Source organism: Halomonas sp. NO4, from assembly GCF_010994375.1.
GTDB lineage: Bacteria > Pseudomonadota > Gammaproteobacteria > Pseudomonadales > Halomonadaceae > Halomonas.
Genome location: NZ_WHMA01000011.1, coordinates 65,448 through 85,460 on the forward strand (window position 1 = coordinate 65,448; position 20,013 = coordinate 85,460).

Here is a 20,013-nt window from a genome sequence, read left to right on the forward strand (position 1 = left end):
CGCCGTCGCGGCCATGAGGAGAGGGATGTCATGGACATGATCGAGGCGCTCCTTGCCGGGGGCTGGCTGATGGTGCCCCTACTGGGCTGTTCGCTGCTGGCCACGGTGATCATCATCGAGCGGCTGTGGACGCTGCGCGCCGCGCGGATCGCGCCCTACGGGCTGGGCCAGGAGGTCTGCTCGCTGGTCGCCCGCGGCCAGGTCAACCTCTACTGGCTCGAGGCCCACTCGCCCCTGGGCGGCGTGCTGGCGGCCGGGCTGCGCAACGCCCGGCTGGGCCACGAGCAGGTGCGGGCGCGGCTGCAGGAGGCCGCCACCGCGGTGATCCACGACATGGAGCGCTTCCTCAGCCCGCTCGGCACCATCGCCGCCATCACCCCGCTGATCGGCCTGCTGGGCACCGTGGTGGGCATGATCGAGGTGTTCGCGGTGATCGTCGCCGGTGACGGGGCGAGCCGCACCGCCGACCTGGCCGGCGGTATCTCGCGGGCCCTGGTGACCACGGCCGCCGGTCTCACCGTGGCCATTCCTGCCCTGATGTTCCATCGCCACTTCCTGCGTCGCGTGGAGGACATCACCGTGCGCATGGAGGAACAGGCCAGCCAGGTGGTGGAGTTCCTGGCCCACTATCCCGGCGAGCTGGCCTTCGCCGAACGCCCGGAGCCGGCGCAGCCGCCGACGCCGAGCGTGACAGCGGCGGCCGCCAGCGAACTCGCGCCGGGAGCCAGACGCCCGTGAAGTTCGTGCGTCGGCGCCGCGATCCGGTGGAGGTCAACCTCACGCCGTTGATCGATGTGGTCTTTTTGCTGCTGATCTTTTTCATGGTATCCACCACCTTCGAGACCCGTCAGGCCCTGGAGCTCACCCTGCCCGAGAGCGAGACCGGGGCGGTGCTGGACCGCGCGCCTCTTACCCTGGTGGTGACCGCCGAGGGCGGCTATCGCCTCGGTGAGCGCTCGCTGGCCGCCGAGGCGCTGGGCACGGCGCTGGCCGAGCGGGCCGAACAGGCCCGCGAACACGGCCTGGTAGTGGAGGCCGATGCGCGGGCCGCCCATGCCGACGTGGTACGCGCCCTCGATCGGGCAGGCGCGCTGGGGATTTCCCGGGTACGCATCGCCACCGCCGCGCTTTCATCCACCCAAGCGGAGTCACCGTGAGCCAAGACGGTCGCCCCCCTCACTCCGGCTGGACGCTCTACAAGCGCCTGCTCGGTTACGTGAAGCCCTACTGGCGGGCCTTCGCGCTGGCCATTGTGGGCTATGCCATCTATGCCGCCTCGAGCACCGCCCTGGCGGAGATGATGAAACGGCTGATCGACGGCATCCAGAACCCGGACGCCTCCTTCCGTCTCTTCCTGCCGCTCTTCGTGGTGGGCATGTTCGCCGCGCGCGGGCTCGGCACCTTCCTCGGTACCTACTTCATGAGCAGCGTGGCGCGCAATCTGGTCCACGTGCTGCGTTGCAATGTCTTCGATCACATGCTGCACTTGCCGGGACGCTTCTTCGACGCCCACTCCAGCGGGCATCTCCTCTCGCGGGTCACCTACCACGTGGAGCAGGTGACCGGGGCCGCCACCAAGGCAGTGACCATCCTGCTGCGCGAGGGGCTCTTCGTGCTCGGGCTGATCAGCTATCTGCTGTGGACCAACTGGTTGCTGACGCTGCTATTCCTGACCGTGACGCCGCTGATCGCCGGCGTGGTCAGCTACGCCAGCAAGCGCTTCCGGCGCCTGTCGCGACGCATCCAGCACTCCATGGGCGACGTCACCCATGTCGCCTCGGAGGCGCTCTCCGGCTACCGGGTGGTGCGCACCCACGGCGCCGAGCCGTTCGAGAAGGCGCGCTTCGCCGCGGCAAGCGACTACAACCGCCAGCAGAGCATGAAGGAGGCCCTGACCAAGGCGGTGAGCACGCCGGTAATCCAGCTGCTGGTGGCCCTGGCACTGGCCGTGCTGGTGTGGTTCGCCATGTCGCCGGCGCTGATGGCCGACATGACCCCCGGCGAGTTCGTGGCCTTCATCACTGCCGCCTCGCTGATGGCCAAGCCGGTTCGCCAGCTCACCGAGATCAACAGCGAGATCCAGAAGGGCATCGCTGCCACCGCCGAGCTGTTCGGGCTGCTCGACGAGCCCAGCGAGCCCGACGAAGGCGAGTACGAACCATCGCGCCTGGCGGGACGGGTACGCTTCGAGGGCGTTCACTTCCGCTACGCCCCCGACCAGCCCGAGGTGCTCTCGGGCATCGAGCTCAGCGTGCGCGCCGGCGAGATGGTGGCCATCGTGGGCCGCTCGGGCAGTGGCAAGTCCACCCTGGTGGGACTGCTGCCGCGCTTCTATCGCCCCACGGCGGGACGGGTGCTCATCGACGATGTGCCCCTGGACGACTACCGACTGGCACCATTGCGGCGCCAGATCGCCCTGGTGTCCCAGCAGGTGACGCTCTTCAATGCCAGCATCGCCGACAACATCGCCTACGGCGTGCCCGATGCCGACCCGGCCGCCATCCGTGCCGCGGCGCGGGCCGCCCATGCCGAGGAGTTCATCGAGCGCCTGCCCCGCGACTACGACACCGTGGTGGGCGACAACGGCGTGATGCTCTCCGGCGGCCAGCGCCAGCGTCTGGCCATTGCCCGGGCGATCTTCAAGGACGCACCCCTGCTGATCCTCGACGAAGCGACCTCGGCACTCGATACCGAGTCGGAGCGCCATATCCAGGCCGCGCTGGAGGAAGTGTGCCGCGGGCGCACCACCTTCGTGATCGCCCATCGCCTCTCCACCATCGAGCGCGCCGACCGTATCCTGGTCATGGAGCAGGGGCGCATCGTCGAGGAGGGCGAGCATGGCGAACTGCTGGCCCGCGACGGTGCCTATGCGGCCCTGCACCGGCTGCAGTTCCAGGAGGCGGCCGCCTCATGAGCGCCTCGCCCGGAGAGCGCTGGCTCGCGGCCGCCTACGCTGGCGCGCCCTGGCTGAACCTGCTGCGCCCGCTGGAAGCGCTCTACCGCTGGGGCGTGTCGCGTCGCGTTGCGGCCTTCCATGCGGGACGGCGCCGAGTATGGCGCCTCGAGGTGCCGGTGATCGTGGTGGGCAATCTGGCGCTCGGCGGCACCGGCAAGTCGCCGCTCACCGCCTGGCTGGCGCGCTACCTGGCCGAGGGCGGCTGGCGGCCAGGCATCGTCGCGCGGGGCTACGGCGGCAAGGCGTCGCGTTATCCGCTGCGGGTGAGTGCCGAGACACCGGTGAACGAGAGCGGTGACGAGCCGCGCATGCTGGCCCGCCAGACCGGCGTGCCGGTGGTGGTCGACCCCGATCGCCCGCGCGGTGCCCGGGCGCTGATCGAGGCCGGCTGCGATATCCTGATCAGTGACGATGGCCTGCAGCACCTCGCCCTGGGGCGCGACCTGGAGCTGGTGGTGGTGGATGGCGCTCGGGGTTTCGGCAACGGCCGTTGCCTGCCCGCCGGGCCGCTGCGCGAGCCTCTGGCGCGCCTGGCCGATGTGGATGCGGTGCTGGTCAACGGCGAGCCGGCATTCACACCGCCCGCCGGGGCTTGGACGTTTCGGTTGCAGCCGGTGCGCTGGCGACGACTGGCCGATGGCGAGGCGCGGGCGCTGGCGCCGCTGCCCTTTGCCGGCCGGGTGCACGCCGTGGCGGGTATCGGCCATCCGCAACGCTTCTTCGCCACTCTGGCGGCGCTGGGTGTCGACGCCGAGCCCCATCCGCTGGGCGATCATCACCGTTTTTCCGCGGCGGACCTGGCCTTCGGCGACGAGCGCCCGGTGGTGATGACGGCCAAGGACGCCGAGAAATGCGCCGGCCTGGTGGCAGCCAACGCCTGGGTGCTGGAGATTGAGGCCGACCCGCCGCCCGGCTTCGCTGCCTGGCTCGATGACCGACTCGCCGTCTGGCACCGCCCCGACGCCGAGGCAAGGCGGTAGACGATTTCCTTTACTGCGGAGGTACGAGATGGACAAGGAACTGCTGGCAATGCTGGTCTGCCCGCTGTGCAAGGGCAAGCTGAAGTACGATCGCGAGGCCGAGGAGCTGCGCTGCCACTTCGACGGCCTGGCCTACCCGGTGCGCGACGGCATTCCGGTGATGCTGCCCGAGGAGGCTCGCCAGATGGACGCCGACGAGAAGCTGCCCGAGTCGCCTGGACGCCTGGGGGAGGGGTGATGGCGGCATCGCAGCGTCCCTTCCTGGTGGTCATCCCCGCCCGCTATGCCTCCTCGCGGCTGCCCGGCAAGCCCCTGGCCGAGATCGCCGGCGAGCCGATGGTCGCCCACGTGTGGCGTCGCGCCGGCGCCAGCGCGGCCTCCCGGGTAGTGGTGGCCACCGACGATGCGCGTATCCGCGAGGCGCTCGCCCCCTACGGCGCCGAGGTGGTGATGACGCGCCCCGATCACGCCTCGGGCACCGACCGCCTCGCCGAGGTGGCCGAACGGTTGGCGCTGCCCGACGAGGCCGTGCTGGTCAATGTCCAGGGTGACGAGCCGCTGATTCCGCCGGCCCTGATCGACCAGGTCGCGGCGCGCCTGCATGATGATCCCGACGCGTCCATTGCCACCCTGGCCGAGCCGATCGTGGACGTCGAGACGCTGCTCAATCCCAACGTGGTCAAGGTGGTGCGCGCCCTCTCGGGGCGGGCGCTCTACTTCTCCCGCGCGCCCATTCCCTGGGATCGCGAGCACTTCGTCGCGCGCCCCGAGCTGCTGGCGACCGATGCCTGGTTGCGCCATATCGGCCTCTATGCCTACCGGGCGAGCTTCCTGGCCGACTACCGCGACTGGGCGCCGGCGCCGCTGGAGCAGCTCGAACAGCTCGAGCAGCTGCGTGCGCTGCACCATGGGCATGCCATCCAGGTGGCGCTCGCCGCCGAGCCCAACCCGGGCGGCGTCGATACCGCCGAGGACCTGGCGCGCGTGCGTACCCGGCTGGCGACACCCGAAGGAGAGCCCTGATGCGCGTGCTGTTCGTCTGTCTCGGTAACATCTGTCGTTCGCCCACCGCCGAGGGGGTATTTCGCCGCCAGCTGGACGAAGCGGGCCTGTCCGGTCGAGTGGAGGTGGACTCCTGCGGCATCGGCCCCTGGCACGTGGGCAAGTCGCCCGACCCGCGTGCCCAGGCGGCGGCCCGCCGGCGCGGCATCGACCTCGCCGGCCTGCGCGCCCGCCAGCTTGCCGACGAGGACTTCTACCGCTTCGACTACCTGCTGGCCATGGATCACGACAACCTCGCCGCCATCGAGGCCCGCCGTCCCGCCGACAGCGCGGCCGAGGCCCGGCTCTTCCTCGCCTATGCCGGCGAGCCGGCGCGCGACGTACCGGATCCCTATTACGGGGGTGACCACGGCTTCGACGAGGTGCTCGACCTGATCGAGGCGGCCTCTCGCGGGCTGGTGGCGACGCTGCGTGAGCGCCTGGAGGCGGAGCGGTCTTGAGCATTGCCGTCCACGCCGAGCACGACCTCGGCGGCGCCAACACCCTGGGCCTGCCCTGCGTCGCCGAGCGTTTTGCCGCGCCGCGCCATGTCGGCGAATTGCGCGAGGCGCTGGCCCTGGCGGGCGATCGCGGCTGGCCGCTGACCCTGCTCGGCGGCGGCAGCAACCTGATCCTGCCGGCCCGGCTACCCGGGCTGGTGGTGCAGCCGGCACTCGAGCGCTGGTGGCTGGAGCCGATGGGAGAGGGGGTGCGCGTCCATGCCGAGGCGGGGGTCGACTGGCACCGCCTGGTGATGGCGCTCGCCGAGCGCGGCCTGTGGGGCACCGAGAACCTGGCGCTGATTCCCGGCCACTGCGGCGCCGCGCCGATCCAGAACATCGGCGCCTACGGCGTGGAACTCGGCGACGTTCTCGAGGCCGTTCACCTGCTGCATCGTGACGACGGCCGCGAGGCGGTGCTTGGCGCCGCGGAGTGCGCCTTCGGCTACCGCGACAGCGTCTTCAAGCGGGCGCTGGCGGACCGGGTGGTCATCACCCGACTGGTGCTGCGCCTGTCGCCGACGCCCCGGCCTCGCCTGGCCTACGGCGACCTGGCAGGCCGGGTGGGCGAGGCGCCCACGCCGCTGGCCGTGGCCGAGGCGGTATGCGCGGTGCGCCGCGAGAAACTGCCCGACCCGGCGGAACTGGGCAATGCCGGCAGCTTTTTCCACAACCCCGTGGTGACGGCCGACACCGCCGCGCGCTTGCTGCACGAGGCGCCGACCATGCCCCACTTCCCCCAGCCCGACGGCCGCGTCAAGCTGGCTGCCGGTTGGCTGATCGACCAGTGCGGCCTCAAGGGCTGGCGCGAGGGGCACTTCGGCGTGCACGACCGCCAGGCGCTGGTGCTGGTGCACTTCGGCGGCGGCAGCGCCGAGGAGCTGCTGGCCTTTGCCGACCGCGTCGCCGAGCAAGTCAGTAGCCGCTTCGGGGTGATGCTCCAGCGCGAGCCGCGTCTCGCCGGCTGACTTTCCCCTGCGGCCTTCGGTGCCGCCCTAAACGCCATCGCCCGCGCAGAGCGCGGGCGATGGCGTAAGCGGCGCAGCGGGTAAGCCTCAGCCCTGGTTACCCTCCCGGCCCTTGGCCTCCTGCTCACGACGGCGGATCTCACGCGGGTCGTTGTGCGCGCGGCGGCGCCGCCGCCGTGCCGTGGCTTCCGCTGCCTTGTCGGCTGCCTCGCCCGGGGCCTTGGGTGCTTCCGCCTTGGTCGTTTCCGGCTTGGCTTCGGCGGGTTTGCTCTCGCCCTTGGGGGGTTCCGGCTTGGCTTCGGCGGGTTTGCACTCGCCCTTGGGGGGTTCCGGCTTGGTCTCGGCGGGCTTGTCCGTCGGTTTGGTGCCGGCTTTCGGGGCTTGAGCCTTGGGGCTCTCCGCCTGGGCTTCGGCAGGTTTCTCAGCCGGCTTCTCGGCCTTGGGCGTTCCCGCCTTGCCTTCGGCGGGCTTGTCGGCCGCCTTGGTTTCCGCTGTCGGTGCTTTGGCCTTGGGCGCTTCCGGCTTGGTTTCGGCAGGTTTCTCGGTCGGCTTGCCTTCGGCCTTCGGCGCTTCCGCCTTGGCTTCGGCGGGTTTGTCAGCCGGCTTGGTTTCCGCTGTCGGTGCTTGGGCCTTGGACGCTTCGGGCTTGGTTTCGGCAGGTTTCTCGGTCGGCTTCTCGGTCTTGGGCACTTCCGCCTTGGCTTCGGCGGGCTTGTCAGCCGGCTTAGTTTCCGCTGTCGGTGCCTGGGCCTTGGGCGCTTCCGGCTTGGCTTCGGCAGGTTTCTCGGTCGGCTGGCCTTCGGCCTTCGCCGCTTCCACCTTGGCTTCGGCGGCTTTCTCGGCGGGCTTGTCCGCCTTGGTTTCCGCTTTCGGTGCTTGGGGCTCGGGCGCTTCCGGCTTGGCCTCCGATGCAGCAGCCTTCACCTCGGCGGGGGTGTCCGCGGCCTTGGCCTCGGCAGCCTCGGCCTGCAGGCGCTCCTGCTCGGCCTCGGCCTGGGGATTGATGGCGTGCTGGCGCGAGCGATTGCGCGGGTTGTTGCGCGTGCGCTTGGGCTTGCCACTGTCGGCCTTGGCGGCCTCAGCGTTCTTGTCCGCCGTCGGCTTCTCCTGAGCCTTGTCGCTGCCCTTGTCGGCGGGCTTGTCGCTGCCCTTGTCGGCGGGCTTGTCGCTGCCCTTGTCAGCGGGCTTGTCGTTGCCCTTGTCGGGGGTCTGGCCCTTGCGTGGCGCATCGCGACCCCGGCCGCCGTCGCGGGCCGCCGGCTTGTCTGTCGGCGTCGTGCGGCCACCACGGCCGCCGCGACCACCACGACGGCCCTCATCGCCCTCGGCGCGAGCCTCGCTACGGCTGGTGTCGGCGGAGCGTCCTCCGCGCTGGCTGCGCGTGTCGTCGCGACCCTCGGTGCGTTCGCCGCGCGGTCGACGGTTCCGGCCCCGCTCGCCGCGGGGCTCACCGCCGCTGCGCTCGGGTGGGGCGGTTTTCTCGCTAGGCTTGGCGGCCGTCTTGTCCTCGGGCTCGCCGTCTTCGCCGGTGCCCAGCCACTTGGCCACGCCCTTCACTAGCCGCCCGAGCACGCCGGCCGGTGCCGGCAGGGTGGCCGGGGGCGTCGGAGTGGCAGGCTCCTGGGCCTGCAGGGAGGCGGGGGCCGGCTCGTTGTGGATTACCGTCTTCACCGCGGCTTCGGCACGGGCGGCGGGCTTGGCCGAGCTGGTGTCGGGCTCCTTGCCCACTTCGCTCTCGGTGGAGAGCTCGAAGCTCGACTTGTCGAGGGTGCCTTCCTCCTCGACGTGGTCGTCACGCAGGCGCTGCACGTCATAGTGCGGCGTGTGCATATCGGGGCTTGGCAGGACAACCACGCGCACATCCTGGCGACGCTCGATGTCGGCAAGCACGGTGCGCTTCTCGTTGAGCAGGTAGGTGGCCACCGGCACCGGCAGGATGGCGCGGATCTGGGCGCTGCGTTCCTTCATGGCCTCTTCCTCGATCAGGCGCATGATGGAGAGCGAGATGGAGCGCACGTCGCGGATGGTGCCCTGGCCGTTGCAGCGCGGGCAGACCACGCCGCTGGTCTCGCCCAGCGAGGGGCGGAGTCGCTGTCGCGACATCTCCATCAGCCCGAAGCGCGAGATGCGGCCGATCTGCACCCGCGCGCGGTCGAGCTTGAGCGCGTCACGCATGCGGTTTTCGACGTCGCGCTGGTTGCGGGCCGGGCTCATGTCGATGAAATCGATCACCACCAGCCCACCGATGTCACGCAGACGCAGCTGGCGGGCGATCTCGTCGGCCGCTTCCAGGTTGGTCTGCAGAGCGGTCTCCTCGATGTCGCTGCCGCGGGTGGCACGCGCCGAGTTGATGTCGATGGAGACCAGCGCTTCGGTGTGATCGATGACGATGGAGCCGCCGGAAGGCAGTTTGACTTCACGCTCGTAGGCGGTCTCGATCTGCGATTCGATCTGGAAGCGCGAGAAGAGCGGTACCTCGTCGGCGTAGAGCTTGATCTTCTGCTGGTAGGAGGGCATCACCTGGCGGATGAAGGCCAGGGCGTCCTGGTGCACCTGCTCGCTGTCGATCAGCACCTCGCCGATGTCCTGGCGGAGGTAGTCGCGCATGGCGCGGATGATGACGTTGGACTCGCGGTAGATCAGGAAGGGCGCCGAGCGCTTGCCGGCCTCCTCGGTGATCGCCTCCCACACCTGGACGAGATAGTCGAGGTCCCACTGCAGCTCCTCGGGGGAGCGGCCGATGCCGGCGGTGCGTACGATCACGCCCATCTTGTCGGGCACGGTGAGCTGGCCCATGGCTTCCTTGAGCTGGCTGCGCTCCTCGCCCTCGATGCGCCGCGAGATGCCGCCGGCGCGCGGGTTGTTGGGCATCAGCACCAGGAAGCGGCCGGCCAGGCTGATGAAGGTGGTCAGCGCTGCGCCCTTGTTGCCGCGCTCCTCCTTGTCCACCTGGACGATGACTTCCTGGCCCTCCTTGAGCACCTCCTTGATGCTGGGGCGTCCGGAGGTCTCCTTGAGGAAGTACTCGCGGGCTACCTCCTTGAGGGGCAGGAAGCCGTGGCGATCGGCGCCGAAGTCGACGAAGGCGGCTTCCAGGGAGGGTTCGACGCGGGTGATGCGTCCGCGATAGATGTTAGCTTTCTTCTGTTCCCGGGCACCGGATTCGATGTCCAGGTCGTAAAGGCGTTGACCATCGACCAGAGCGACCCGCAGCTCTTCCGGCTGGGTCGCATTGATGAGCATCCGTTTCATGTCGTCTCGCAAACTGGACGCGCCGGCGAGCCTCGACGAAGGCGAACCTCTGGTGCTGCGTGCTTGTGCTCAGCGTATGTCGCGGATGCGCAGTGGCGCCCGACCGGTACCGGGCCCGTGCGGGCTCGGCACGACATGATCCTGTTGAGTACGCGGTGGAGGCTGGACATGTCTCGGCGGGTCTCTGTGCCCATCCGGCCCTGCGGTCTCCACCAGACACCTGGCATTCATCGATTCGCCAACGCCGGCCACCAGCACGATGTTGAACGATTCCCGTGGCCACCGCTCGCCCCGAAGGGGGTAGCGAGCCGGGATCCGGGCGTGGCGTTACTGCTTGTCTCTGTCTTCGTCACTCGTCGGCGGCGGGCCCCCCCGATACACGTCAAGTACTGGGGGCGTCGCGGCCTGATTTCGTCGCTCCGGCCTGCGTGTCTGTCGGGCAGGCGCTAGGGGACCGAAGGGATCCATCCGAGCGAGCTCGCAATATAGCAGCAATGGGGGGGTGCAGCAATTGGCGCAGGATGGGGCGCAGTGCGATAGAATGCCGATTCACAACGACTTCTCGAGCGGGAGAGCCATGACCGAGGGACGCGACGTGCAGTGGGTGGAAGTGGGCGAGGGCCAGGCCGGCCAGCGCATCGACAACTTCCTGGTGACGCGTCTGAAAGGGGTGCCGCGCGCGCTCATCTATCGCATCGTGCGCAAGGGCGAGGTGCGGGTGAACAAGAAGCGGGTGAAGGCCGATACACGTCTGGCGCCCGGCGACCTGGTGCGCATTCCGCCCCTGAGGTTGACTCCCCGCGAGGCAGTGCGCGAGGTGAGCGACAACCTGCGCAACCTGCTGGCCGGCAGCGTCCTGGTGGAAGGGCGCGACTGGCTGGTGGTCAACAAGCCGGCGGGGCTTGCCGTGCACGGTGGCAGTGGCGTCAAGATCGGCTTGATCGAGGCGCTGCGGCAGGTGCGCGAGGACCTGGACTTCCTGGAACTCGTCCACCGCCTGGACCGCGAGACCTCGGGCTGTCTGCTGCTCGCCAAGTCACGCCCGGCGCTGCTCGCCCTCAACGAGTCGCTCAAGCAGCGTGGCATGGACAAGCAGTACCTGGCACTGGTCGCGGGACGCTGGCCGGCGCGTCGCGACTTCGTCAGTGCGCGCCTGGATCGTTACACCCTGGCCAACGGCGAACGTCGGGTGCGGGTCGACGCCGAGGGCAAGGTGGCGCGAACGCGTTTTGCGGTACGCGAGACACTCCCCAAGGCAACGCTGGTCGAGGCCGAGCCGGTGACCGGGCGTACCCACCAGATTCGCGTTCACGCCGCCCATGCCGGCTATGCACTGCTCGGCGACGACAAGTACGGCACCCGCGAGGGAGAGGCGCTGGCCCGGCAGCTGGGTCTGTCGCGGCTCTTCCTGCACGCCGCGGCGCTCACCTTCCCGGAGCCGACCAGCGGTCGGCCGGTGCAGATTCGCGCGCCGCTGCCCGATGACCTGGAGGGCGTGCTGGCGCGCGCCCGGGCGCTCGGTTGAGGCCGGGCCCGCGACGACCACAGCCAACACCTGACACCCCATGACGAAAGCGGAGTGGCGATGCGCTACCGACTGGTGATCTTCGACTGGGACGGCACCCTGATGGACTCCGCCGCCCGCATCGTGTCCAGCATGCAGGCGGCCGCCCGCGAGGCGGGCTGGGGGGAGCTCGACGACGCGGCGGTGCGCGACATCATCGGCCTGGGGCTGCCCGAAGCCATCGCGCGGCTTTGTCCGAGCATCGACCCCGAGCGCGCGGAACTGCTGCGCAGCCGCTACGCCTTTCATTTCGTGCAGGGCGACACCACGCCGATGCGTTTCTTCCCCGGCGTGGTCGAGGGCATCGCGCGGCTGCGCACCCCGGCCGAGCGCCGCCTGGCGGTGGCCACCGGCAAGAGTCGCAAAGGGCTCGACCGGGTCTTCCGCGAGAGCGACAGCGGTCACTGGTTCCACGCCAGCCGCACCGCCGACCTGACGCGCTCCAAGCCCCATCCGCAGATGCTCGAGGAACTTCTGGCCGAGCTCGACGTCGCTGCCGAGGAGGCGGTGATGGTCGGCGATACCGAGTACGATCTGGAGATGGCGCGCGCGCTGGGCATGGATCGCGTCGCGGTGACCTGGGGTGTGCACGCCCCGGCCAGGCTGGCGGCCAGCGAGCCCGTGTTCACGGCGCGCACGGTCGAGGCGATGTTCGACTGGCTCGATCGCTGAGCCAGCCGCGCCGCAGCACGAGTCGCCGGGGAACGGCGACAGGCAGGCAACGGCAACAGGAGAGCAGGCGGCAATGAGCGACGACAAGCGAGACGACCCCTGGACCCGCGGTCCCGAACAGCCCCCGCGGCGCTCCGGCGAGGCCGGCGAGACGCCGCCCGGGACCGCGGACTCGGAGAAGGCGGAACCGGAAAGCGAAAGCGCCGATACGCTTCGCGAGCGCCAGCGCCTGGCCGAGATCGAGATGCTCGATCGTTGGATCGGCGGGGTGCTGGTGGAGCAGCGGCGCACGCGACGCTGGAAGCTCTTCTTCCGGTTCTTCTTTGCGGCGCTGATCCTCGCGTCGCTGGCGGCCACGCTCTACGGGCTCTGGGCGGCGCCGATGACCAGCGAGCCCGAACGGCCGCACCTGGGCGTGGTCGAGGTGCGGGGCGCCATCGACGCCGAATCGCCGGCCAGCGCCGAGCGTATCATCACCGGCCTCAACCGGGCCTGGGAGGCGTCCGCCGCCGAGGCGGTAGTGCTACACATCGACAGCCCCGGGGGCAGCCCGGTGCAGTCGCAGCGAATCTACGACGAGATTATGCGGCTGCGGAGCGAGGGCGACAAGCCGATCATCGCGGTGATCGAGGACGTGGGGGCCAGCGGTGCCTACTACATTGCCGCCGCGGCGGACGAGGTGGTGGCGTCGCCCGCCAGCCTGGTGGGCTCCATCGGCGTGATCTTCTCCAGCTTCGGCCTCGAGGAGGCCATTGACCGCCTCGGCGTGGAGCGGCGCGTCTACACCGCCGGCGAGAACAAGGCGTTCCTCGACCCCTTCTCCGAGGTGGAGCCGGAGCAGCGGCGCTTCTGGCAATCCGTGCTAGATACCACCCATCGCCAGTTCATCGAGGCCGTGCGCGAGGGGCGCGGTGATCGCCTGGCCGACGACGAGCGGCTGTTCAGCGGGCTGATCTGGAGCGGCGAGCAGGCGCTCTCGCTGGGCCTGGTGGATACCCTCGACAGCCTTGGCGGGGTGGCGCGAGCGCGTCTCGGCGAGGTGCGTCTGCACGACTACACGCCGCGCCTTGATCCCTTCGAGCGGCTGAGTCGCCGTTTCGGCCGAGTGGCCATGGAGTGGCTCGGCGTGCCCTCGAGCCATTCGCCGGTACGCTATCAGCTGCCCTGAGGGCCCAGTGGATCGAGCCCCGCCTCGCGCAGCAGGGTGCACAGGCGGATCAGTGGCAGGCCAATCAGGGTGTTGGGGTCGTCGCCCTCGAGTTTCTCGAACAGCGCGATGCCCAGGCCCTCCATGCGGAAGCTGCCGGCGCTGTCCAGCGGCTGCTCGCGCTCGACGTAGGCGGCGATCTCCGCTTCGCTCAGGTCGCGAAACACTACCTCGAAGCGCTCGTGGCATACCTGATGGCGACCGCTGGCGGTATCGAGCAGCGCCAGGCCGGTGAGAAACCGCACCCGCTGGCCCGAGAAGCGTGCCAGCTGGCTCCGGGCCGTGGCGGCGTCGCCAGGCTTGCCGAGGATCGCTCCCTCGAACAGGGCCACCTGGTCGGAGCCGATGATCAGGTGGGCGGGGTAGGTGGCCGCCAGCCGGCTCGCCTTGGAGAGCGCCAGGCGATGCACCAGCGCCTCCGGCGACTCTCCCGCGCGGGGCGTCTCGTCGATGTCGGGGCTGACCCAGATGTAGGGGAGTCCCAGGCGGTCGAGCAGCTGGCGGCGAAAGGGCGAGCCGGAGGCGAGGACAAGACGTGACATGCAGGGCTCCTTCGGCGAGGAATGGAGGGTGGGCCGCTGCCCGCGAGAGGCCGATACACGCCCCAGTATGCCACGTCGGGGTGGCGGCGCGACGGCTTTGACAGGGGCGGGGGGAGTGCCTATCATTGCGCGCCTATGTTGACCTCACGACTTCCTGACAGGGTCGAGCCCTACAAGCTCGCCGCCCGCGCCGAGCACCTCGAGGGCCTTGTGGCCCTGGCGGGGTTCGAGCGGCTGGCCGAACAGGTGGGGGCGCAGGCCGGCGAGTGCCGAGTATGGCTCGACTTTGCCATCGACAGCCAGGGGCGTCGCGAGATCCGCGGCCGCCTGGAGGCCGAGCTGCAGCTGCCGTGTCGGCGCTGCCTCGAGCCCCTGGCGCAGCGCGTCGAGAGCGAGTTCCTGCTGGGCATGGTTACCAGCGATGCCCTGGCGGCGGAGTTGCCGACCAGCCACGAGCCGGTGCTGGTGGAAGACGAACAGCTGAACCTGCTGGTGGTGGTGGAGGACGAGCTGATCCTCAGCCTGCCCCAGTCGGTCTACCACGACGAGGCGCAGTGTGGCGTCTCGCGCGACCAGCTGAGCAGCGGCAAGGAGGCCGAGTCCTCGGAGTCACCTGCCGCGAGTCCCTTCGAGGTGCTGCGCCGCCTCAAGGGCAAACCCTGATTTCTTGATCGATTCACTCTGGAGTGTGAACCCATGGCAGTTCAACAGAACCGCAAGACCCGTTCGAAGCGCGGCATGCGTCGCAGCCACGACGCCCTGAGCGCCCCGACCCTGTCTCAGGACAAGGAGACCGGCACCACTCACCTGCGCCATCACGTTTCCCCCGACGGCTTCTATCGCGGCCGCAAGGTCGTCGACGTTTGAGTTGACGTCTCGCCGATAGCGCCTGGCAGACCCGCGTGCGGATCGCCATCGACACGATGGGAGGCGATGCCGGCCCCCGTGCTGCGGTCCAGGGTGCGGCGCTGGCGGCGCTGAGTCACCCAGGGCTGTGTCTCGATCTTTTCGGGCCGCACGCTGTGCTGACGTCCGAGCTTGCCAACCTGCCGCGGCACCTCGCTGCGGCAGGTTCGCACTTGTGCGTCCATCATGCTCCCGCAGCGATCCGACAGGACCAGCGCCCCTCCGATGCCCTGCGTCACGGGGCACAGACCAGCATGGCTCGCATGCTGGCCCACCTGGCCGACGGGGGGGGCGCGGCGGGGGTCAGTGCCGGCAACACCGGTGCCCTGATGGCACTGGCGCGCCGCGAGCTCGGCATGGTGGCGGACATGCCGCGCCCCGCTATCAGCACGGCAATTCCCACGCGTAACGAAGGGCGCTGCTATCTTCTCGACTTGGGGGCCAACGTCGACGCCAGCGCTGCGCGTCTGGTCGACTTCGCCTGCATGGGCGAGGTGATGGCGCGCCACGTGGACGGCCTGGCCGCGCCCCGGGTGGCGCTGCTCAACGTCGGCAGCGAAGGGACCAAGGGCAGTGCCGTGGTTCGCGAGGCCGATGCGCGACTGCGCGAACGTACGGCGCTTAACTACTGCGGTTTCGTCGAGGGCAATGGCATCTTCGCCGGGGCCGCCGACGTGATCGTCTGTGACGGCTTCGTCGGCAATGCCGTGCTCAAGGCCAGCGAAGGCCTGGCGCGCATGCTGATCGAGCGCGTGCAGGCGACCGTCGAGGCGCGCTGGAGCGGACGCCTGGTGGGACTCATGGCGCGGCCGGCATTGCGTCGCCTCAAGGGCGAGCTCGACCCGGTGCGCTACAATGGCGCGAGCCTTCTGGGCCTGGCCGGGATCGTCATCAAGAGCCACGGCAGCGCCGAGGCCACCGGCTTCGCCTACGCGGTGGAGCGCGCCGTGCGTGAGGTGAAGCAGGACCTGCCGTCACACCTTGCCAGGGAACTGGTCGGCGGTCGGTCCGCACAGCACTCAACAAGAGCAAAAGGTGAATGACATGACTCAACCCCTTGCCCTCGTCTTTCCCGGGCAGGGCTCGCAGCAGCTGGGAATGCTGCGTGAGCTGGCCGAGCGCTACAGCGTGGTGCGTACCACCTTCGAGGAGGCCGCCGACGCGCTGGGCTACGACCTGTGGAAAGTGGTCCAGGAGGGACCGGAAGAGGCGCTCAACGCCACGGCCTGCACCCAGCCGGCCCTGCTCACCGCGAGCGTGGCGATCTGGCGCGTGTGGCAGGAGCTGGAGGGGCCGCGCCCCGATGCCATGGCGGGCCACAGCCTTGGCGAATACAGCGCCATGGTATGTGCCGGGGTGCTCGGCTTTGCCGATGGCGTGCGCCTGGTGGAGCTGCGCGGCAAGGCGATGCAGGCCGCGGTGCCCGCGGGTGAGGGGGCCATGGCGGCAATCCTCGGCCTCGACGATGCCCGCGTGGAGCAGGCCTGCGAGGAGGCTGCCCAGGGCGAGGTGGTCGCGGCCGTCAACTACAATGCCCCAGGGCAGGTGGTGATCGCCGGCAGCCAGGCCGCCGTGGATCGGGCCATTGCTCGCTGCCAGGAGGCTGGCGCCAAGCGGGCCATGCCGCTGCCGGTCTCGGTACCGTCGCACTGTGCGCTGATGCGCCCGGCCGCCGAGCGGCTCGAGTCGGCCATGACCGCGCTCGACATGCGACCGCCGCGCTATACCGTCTATCAGAACGTTGACGCCCAGGCGCACGCCGACGTGGAGACGCTTCGCACTCGCCTGGTCGAGCAGCTCTATCAGCCGGTACGCTGGACGGCCTGCATCGAGGCGATGGTGGCCGGCGGTGCCGAGGTGTTCATCGAGTGCGGCCCGGGTAAGGTGCTCACCGGCTTGAACAAGCGTATCGCCCGGGGCAGCCGGGGGCTGGCGGTCAACGACCCCGATAGCCTCGAGGCGGCTCTGGAACTCGCCCGCGAGACCCTGGGCCGCTAGGCCCGGGTCGATCCGCCCAGGAATCAACCCCAACCATCGGGAATAGCTATGACGAGCGAACGCAGAATCGCCCTGGTCACCGGTGCCAGCCGCGGCATCGGGCGCGCCATCGCCCATGAACTGGGCCGCCAGGGGCGGGTGGTGATCGGTACCGCCACCACCGAAAGCGGGGCGGCGAAGATCGACGAGGACCTGCGCGCCCAGGGTATCGAGGGTGCCGGTCGTGCCCTGGACGTTACCGACCAGGCCAGCGTCGATGCCCTGGTCAAGGCGATCACCGACGAGTTCGGCGCCCCCACCATCCTGGTCAACAACGCCGGTATCACCCGCGACAACCTGCTGATGCGCATGAAGGAAGACGAGTGGGATGCGGTGCTCGACACCAATCTCAAGTCGGTCTATCGCGTCTCCAAGGCGTGCCTGCGCGGCATGACCCGGGCGCGCTTCGGCCGCATCGTCAGTATCAGCTCGGTGGTGGCTACCATGGGCAACCTGGGGCAGACCAATTACGCGGCCGCCAAGGCCGGCATGGAGGGCTTTACCCGTGCCCTGGCCCGCGAGGTGGCGAGTCGCGCCATCACGGTCAATGCCGTGGCGCCGGGCTTCATCGCCACCGACATGACCCAGGCGCTCCCCGAGGAACAGCACCAGGCGCTGCTCACCCAGATTCCCCTGTCGCGCCTGGGCGAACCGGAGGAGATCGCCGCGGCGGTCGGCTTTCTCACCGGCGAGAGCGCCGGCTATATCACCGGCGAGACGCTGCAGGTCAACGGCGGCATGAACATGCGTTGAAGCCCCCTCGGGTCGGCGGTTGCGCCGATCGGGGGGCGTCTATAAACTACCCCGCAGCTTTGCGGTTGCGGACCACCCGGCTGGTCATCTGAACGGCTAACTTGAACGACTGGAGTACGTCATAATGAGCACCATCGAAGAGCGCGTGAAGAAGGTTGTGGCCGAGCGCCTGAACGTCAAGGAAGAGGACATCCAGAACAGCTCCTCCTTCACCGAGGACCTCGGTGCCGATTCCCTGGACACCGTCGAACTGGTGATGGCGCTCGAAGAGGAATTCGATACCGAGATTCCCGACGAGGAAGCCGAGAAGATCACCACCGTTCAGGAAGCCATCGATTACGTCAATGCCCACCAGTAAGGGCTTGGTCGTCACCGCTTGCTGAGTTGAATCGAGCGAAGCATATCGCTGGGGCCGCTTGCCAGGCCCACGGAAAGCCGTCCTGGGTTCAGGGCGGCTTTCCGCATTTGTGGCGCTGCTCCCCAAGGGGAGGGCTTGTCCGGTATAATGCGAGCAATGGCGACCCGACCAGGGGCCGTATCAACAAGCTTGTCTGGAGGAGAGCGGATGGCTCGTAGAGTAGTGGTGACCGGGCTGGGACTGGTCACACCGGTGGGCAACACCGTGGAGGAGAGCTGGGAGAGCATCCTGGCCGGCAAGAGCGGCATCGCCCCCATCGAGCATTTCGATGCCAGCGGCTTCAATACGCGCTTCGGCGGTTCAGTGAAGGGCTTCGAGATCAGTCCCTACCTGAATCCCAAGGATGCGCGCAAGATGGACCTGTTCATCCAGTACGGGATCGCCGCCGCCTCCCAGGCCATCAGCGATTCCGGCCTCGCGTGCACCGAGGAGAACGCCGAGCGCATTGGTGTGGCCATCGGCTCCGGCATCGGTGGACTGCCGATGATCGAGCACAACCACAACGCCCTCAACAAGGGCGGGGCACGCCGCATCTCGCCCTTCTTCGTGCCCGGCTCGATCATCAACATGATCTCCGGCAACCTGGCGATCCTGCATGGCTTCCGCGGCCCCAACATTGCCATCACCACGGCCTGCACTACCGGCACCCACAACATCGGCTACAGTGCACGCACCATCGCCTATGGCGATGCCGACGTGATGATCTGCGGCGGTGCCGAGATGGCCACCACGCCGCTGGGCCTCGGTGGCTTCTCCGCGGCGCGGGCGCTCTCCACGCGCAATGACGATCCCGCGGCCGCGAGCCGTCCCTGGGATCGCGACCGCGACGGCTTCGTGCTATCCGATGGTGCCGGCGTGCTGGTGCTCGAGGAGTACGAGCACGCCAAGGTGCGCGGTGCGACCATCTATGCCGAGCTGACCGGTTTCGGCATGAGCGACGATGCCCACCACATGACCTCGCCGCCCGAGGATGGCAGCGGGGCGGCGCTTTCCATGCGCAACGCCATCCGCGATGCGCGCATCGACCCGGCGGCCATCGACTACATCAATGCCCACGGGACCTCCACGCCGGCCGGCGACCTGGCCGAGACGCGTGCCATCAAGCAGGTGATGGGCGAGGCGGCGAACGCCGTGGCGGTGAGTTCCACCAAGTCGATGATCGGCCACCTGCTGGGTGCCGCCGGTGCTGTCGAGGCGGTGTTCTCGGTACTTGCGATCCGCGACAAGGTGCTGCCGCCCACCATCAACCTGGATAACCCCCAGGAAGGCTGTGATCTGGACTACGTGCCGCACACCGCCCGGCAGCACGCGGTGGAGGTGGCGCTGTCCAACTCCTTCGGCTTCGGTGGCACCAACGGCACCCTGGTCTTCGCCAAGGTGTGATGACCACGCCCCGGCACGAGGCAGCGGGCGCCATGCTTCCGCTCGACGACCGCGGCCTGGCCTACGGCGACGGTCTCTTCGAGACCGTCCTGCTGCGTGACGGCCGCCCGCAACTGTGGGATGCACACCTGGCGCGCCTGGCACGCGGCTGCCATGTGCTGGGCATTCCCCTGCCCGCCGAACACGACCTGGCGGCGCCTCTGGCCGAGGCGCCGACGGGCCTCGCCGTGCTCAAGCTGGTGGTGACCCGCGGTAGCGGAGGGCGGGGCTATCGACCGCCGGCGGTGCCCGAGCCGCGCCTGGCCTGGCAGGTCACGGCATTCGCGCCCGACCGTGACGCCTGGCGTGACGGCGTGCGGGTTCGCCACTGCCGCCTCCGGCTGGGTCTCCAGCCTCGGCTGGCCGGCCTCAAGCACTTGGGGCGCCTGGAGAACGTGCTGGCCCGGGCCGAGTGGGACGACCCTGCAATTGCCGAAGGGCTGCTGTGCGACAGCGATGGCGTGCTGGTCGAGGCCACCGCCATGAACCTCTTCTGGCAGCGTGGCGGGCGCCTGGAGACCCCACGCCTCGATCGCTGCGGTGTGGCCGGCACCCTGCGCGACGCTCTGGGCGAGCGCCTCGCGATTGCCGAAGTGGCGGCCGGCCCGGACGTGCTGTGCGAGGCCGAGGCGGCCTGGGTGGGCAATTCCGTGCAGGGGCTGTGGCCGCTTACCCGCCTGGACGACAGCGACGGTCGGACGCTGATGACCTGGCGCCTCGGCGAGGCGCACCGGGCGCTGCAGGGCGAGGCTCAGGCGCTGCTCGGCTACCCCGTGATGGATCAATGAACGAGGA

The 20,013-nt window shown here is 69.3% G+C and carries 21 protein-coding genes; 19 read left to right on the forward strand and 2 right to left on the reverse strand.

The window, feature by feature from the left end:
• The first annotated feature begins 30 nt into the window (after window positions 1-30).
• Genes FEF15_RS10260 through murB form a run of 8 tightly spaced genes read left to right on the forward strand, consistent with a single transcriptional unit; the run spans window position 31 to window position 6,445 of the window.
• Window positions 31-738: a MotA/TolQ/ExbB proton channel family protein gene (locus FEF15_RS10260; RefSeq protein WP_240454132.1), complete on the forward strand. Its 708-nt coding sequence runs from the start codon at window positions 31-33 to the stop codon at window positions 736-738.
• The gene (locus FEF15_RS10265; RefSeq protein ID WP_163559073.1) at window positions 735-1,157 is read left to right on the forward strand and encodes a biopolymer transporter ExbD; all 423 of its coding nucleotides are present in this window, start codon (window positions 735-737) and stop codon (window positions 1,155-1,157) included. Before FEF15_RS10260 ends, FEF15_RS10265 begins: the two co-directional genes overlap by 4 nt.
• The gene (msbA, locus tag FEF15_RS10270) at window positions 1,154-2,914 is read left to right on the forward strand and encodes a lipid A export permease/ATP-binding protein MsbA (protein ID WP_163559074.1); all 1,761 of its coding nucleotides are present in this window, start codon (window positions 1,154-1,156) and stop codon (window positions 2,912-2,914) included. The genes FEF15_RS10265 and msbA overlap by 4 nt, the downstream gene beginning before the upstream one ends.
• Window positions 2,911-3,936, forward strand: coding sequence for a tetraacyldisaccharide 4'-kinase (gene lpxK / locus FEF15_RS10275; protein ID WP_163559075.1), 1,026 nt, complete (start codon window positions 2,911-2,913; stop codon window positions 3,934-3,936). The genes msbA and lpxK overlap by 4 nt, the downstream gene beginning before the upstream one ends.
• Window positions 3,937-3,964: 28 nt before the next feature.
• The gene (locus FEF15_RS10280; RefSeq protein WP_163559076.1) at window positions 3,965-4,174 is read left to right on the forward strand and encodes a Trm112 family protein; all 210 of its coding nucleotides are present in this window, start codon (window positions 3,965-3,967) and stop codon (window positions 4,172-4,174) included.
• On the forward strand, window positions 4,174-4,959 hold the full coding sequence (gene kdsB, locus FEF15_RS10285) for a 3-deoxy-manno-octulosonate cytidylyltransferase (protein ID WP_163559077.1): 786 nt from the start codon (window positions 4,174-4,176) through the stop codon (window positions 4,957-4,959). Before FEF15_RS10280 ends, kdsB begins: the two co-directional genes overlap by 1 nt.
• Window positions 4,959-5,438: a low molecular weight protein-tyrosine-phosphatase gene (locus FEF15_RS10290; protein ID WP_163559078.1), complete on the forward strand. Its 480-nt coding sequence runs from the start codon at window positions 4,959-4,961 to the stop codon at window positions 5,436-5,438. The genes kdsB and FEF15_RS10290 overlap by 1 nt, the downstream gene beginning before the upstream one ends.
• Window positions 5,435-6,445 carry a UDP-N-acetylmuramate dehydrogenase gene (gene murB / locus FEF15_RS10295; protein WP_163559079.1) on the forward strand — a complete coding sequence of 337 codons (1,011 nt, stop codon included), beginning with the start codon at window positions 5,435-5,437 and terminating at the stop codon, window positions 6,443-6,445. The genes FEF15_RS10290 and murB overlap by 4 nt, the downstream gene beginning before the upstream one ends.
• A gap of 87 nt (window positions 6,446-6,532) precedes the next feature.
• Here the strand turns inward: murB and rne are convergent, their stop codons facing one another.
• On the reverse strand, window positions 6,533-9,697 hold the full coding sequence (gene rne, locus FEF15_RS10300) for a ribonuclease E (protein WP_163559080.1): 3,165 nt from the start codon (window positions 9,695-9,697) through the stop codon (window positions 6,533-6,535).
• Between the two features lie 577 nt (window positions 9,698-10,274).
• Here rne and FEF15_RS10305 point away from each other — a divergent pair.
• The 3 genes from FEF15_RS10305 (at window position 10,275) to sppA (ending at window position 13,101) form a co-directional block, all read left to right on the forward strand.
• On the forward strand, window positions 10,275-11,222 hold the full coding sequence (locus FEF15_RS10305; RefSeq protein ID WP_163559081.1) for an RluA family pseudouridine synthase: 948 nt from the start codon (window positions 10,275-10,277) through the stop codon (window positions 11,220-11,222).
• A 60-nt stretch (window positions 11,223-11,282) separates the two neighbouring features.
• The gene (locus FEF15_RS10310) at window positions 11,283-11,933 is read left to right on the forward strand and encodes an HAD-IA family hydrolase (RefSeq protein WP_163559082.1); all 651 of its coding nucleotides are present in this window, start codon (window positions 11,283-11,285) and stop codon (window positions 11,931-11,933) included.
• 73 nt (window positions 11,934-12,006) lie between these two features.
• Window positions 12,007-13,101, forward strand: a complete 1,095-nt coding sequence (gene sppA, locus FEF15_RS10315) for a signal peptide peptidase SppA (RefSeq protein ID WP_163559083.1) — start codon at window positions 12,007-12,009, stop codon at window positions 13,099-13,101.
• On the opposite strand, the gene FEF15_RS10320 is transcribed toward sppA, so the two are convergent.
• Entirely contained in the window at window positions 13,089-13,682 is a 594-nt protein-coding gene (locus FEF15_RS10320; protein ID WP_163559084.1) for a nucleoside triphosphate pyrophosphatase, read from the reverse strand. The two genes, sppA and FEF15_RS10320, sit on opposite strands and share 13 nt — an antisense overlap.
• 135 nt (window positions 13,683-13,817) lie before the next feature.
• On the opposite strand from FEF15_RS10320, the gene FEF15_RS10325 reads away from it, so the two are divergent.
• The 8 genes from FEF15_RS10325 (at window position 13,818) to pabC (ending at window position 20,006) form a co-directional block, all read left to right on the forward strand.
• Window positions 13,818-14,345 carry a YceD family protein gene (locus tag FEF15_RS10325; RefSeq protein ID WP_163559085.1) on the forward strand — a complete coding sequence of 176 codons (528 nt, stop codon included), beginning with the start codon at window positions 13,818-13,820 and terminating at the stop codon, window positions 14,343-14,345.
• A gap of 33 nt (window positions 14,346-14,378) precedes the next feature.
• On the forward strand, window positions 14,379-14,549 hold the full coding sequence (gene rpmF, locus FEF15_RS10330) for a 50S ribosomal protein L32 (protein ID WP_010627954.1): 171 nt from the start codon (window positions 14,379-14,381) through the stop codon (window positions 14,547-14,549).
• A gap of 35 nt (window positions 14,550-14,584) precedes the next feature.
• The gene (plsX, locus tag FEF15_RS10335; RefSeq protein ID WP_163559086.1) at window positions 14,585-15,631 is read left to right on the forward strand and encodes a phosphate acyltransferase PlsX; all 1,047 of its coding nucleotides are present in this window, start codon (window positions 14,585-14,587) and stop codon (window positions 15,629-15,631) included.
• 1 nt (window position 15,632) lies between these two features.
• The gene (gene fabD, locus FEF15_RS10340) at window positions 15,633-16,586 is read left to right on the forward strand and encodes an ACP S-malonyltransferase (protein ID WP_163559087.1); all 954 of its coding nucleotides are present in this window, start codon (window positions 15,633-15,635) and stop codon (window positions 16,584-16,586) included.
• Between the two features lie 48 nt (window positions 16,587-16,634).
• Entirely contained in the window at window positions 16,635-17,378 is a 744-nt protein-coding gene (fabG, locus tag FEF15_RS10345) for a 3-oxoacyl-ACP reductase FabG (protein WP_163559088.1), read from the forward strand.
• Window positions 17,379-17,502: 124 nt separating this feature from the next.
• Complete coding sequence (gene acpP / locus FEF15_RS10350) at window positions 17,503-17,736, forward strand: acyl carrier protein (protein WP_008956801.1); 234 nt, start codon at window positions 17,503-17,505, stop codon at window positions 17,734-17,736.
• Window positions 17,737-17,943: 207 nt separating this feature from the next.
• Window positions 17,944-19,179, forward strand: coding sequence for a beta-ketoacyl-ACP synthase II (gene fabF / locus FEF15_RS10355; RefSeq protein WP_163559089.1), 1,236 nt, complete (start codon window positions 17,944-17,946; stop codon window positions 19,177-19,179).
• A 32-nt stretch (window positions 19,180-19,211) separates the two neighbouring features.
• On the forward strand, window positions 19,212-20,006 hold the full coding sequence (gene pabC / locus FEF15_RS10360) for an aminodeoxychorismate lyase (RefSeq protein ID WP_240454133.1): 795 nt from the start codon (window positions 19,212-19,214) through the stop codon (window positions 20,004-20,006).
• Window positions 20,007-20,013: the final 7 nt, after the last annotated feature.

Coding starts and splice junctions, on each gene's coding strand:
- acpP (WP_008956801.1), top strand. CDS start 17,503: ATGAGCACCATCGAAGAGCGCGTGAAGAAGGTTGTGGCCGAGCGCCTG.
- fabF (WP_163559089.1), top strand. CDS start 17,944: ATGGCTCGTAGAGTAGTGGTGACCGGGCTGGGACTGGTCACACCGGTG.
- rpmF (WP_010627954.1), top strand. CDS start 14,379: ATGGCAGTTCAACAGAACCGCAAGACCCGTTCGAAGCGCGGCATGCGT.
- pabC (WP_240454133.1), top strand. CDS start 19,212: ATGCTTCCGCTCGACGACCGCGGCCTGGCCTACGGCGACGGTCTCTTC.
- lpxK (WP_163559075.1), top strand. CDS start 2,911: ATGAGCGCCTCGCCCGGAGAGCGCTGGCTCGCGGCCGCCTACGCTGGC.
- fabD (WP_163559087.1), top strand. CDS start 15,633: ATGACTCAACCCCTTGCCCTCGTCTTTCCCGGGCAGGGCTCGCAGCAG.
- sppA (WP_163559083.1), top strand. CDS start 12,007: ATGAGCGACGACAAGCGAGACGACCCCTGGACCCGCGGTCCCGAACAG.
- FEF15_RS10290 (WP_163559078.1), top strand. CDS start 4,959: ATGCGCGTGCTGTTCGTCTGTCTCGGTAACATCTGTCGTTCGCCCACC.
- FEF15_RS10260 (WP_240454132.1), top strand. CDS start 31: ATGGACATGATCGAGGCGCTCCTTGCCGGGGGCTGGCTGATGGTGCCC.
- FEF15_RS10320 (WP_163559084.1), bottom strand. CDS start 13,682: ATGTCACGTCTTGTCCTCGCCTCCGGCTCGCCCTTTCGCCGCCAGCTG.
- FEF15_RS10325 (WP_163559085.1), top strand. CDS start 13,818: ATGTTGACCTCACGACTTCCTGACAGGGTCGAGCCCTACAAGCTCGCC.
- rne (WP_163559080.1), bottom strand. CDS start 9,697: ATGAAACGGATGCTCATCAATGCGACCCAGCCGGAAGAGCTGCGGGTC.
- fabG (WP_163559088.1), top strand. CDS start 16,635: ATGACGAGCGAACGCAGAATCGCCCTGGTCACCGGTGCCAGCCGCGGC.
- kdsB (WP_163559077.1), top strand. CDS start 4,174: ATGGCGGCATCGCAGCGTCCCTTCCTGGTGGTCATCCCCGCCCGCTAT.
- FEF15_RS10310 (WP_163559082.1), top strand. CDS start 11,283: ATGCGCTACCGACTGGTGATCTTCGACTGGGACGGCACCCTGATGGAC.
- FEF15_RS10305 (WP_163559081.1), top strand. CDS start 10,275: ATGACCGAGGGACGCGACGTGCAGTGGGTGGAAGTGGGCGAGGGCCAG.
- FEF15_RS10280 (WP_163559076.1), top strand. CDS start 3,965: ATGGACAAGGAACTGCTGGCAATGCTGGTCTGCCCGCTGTGCAAGGGC.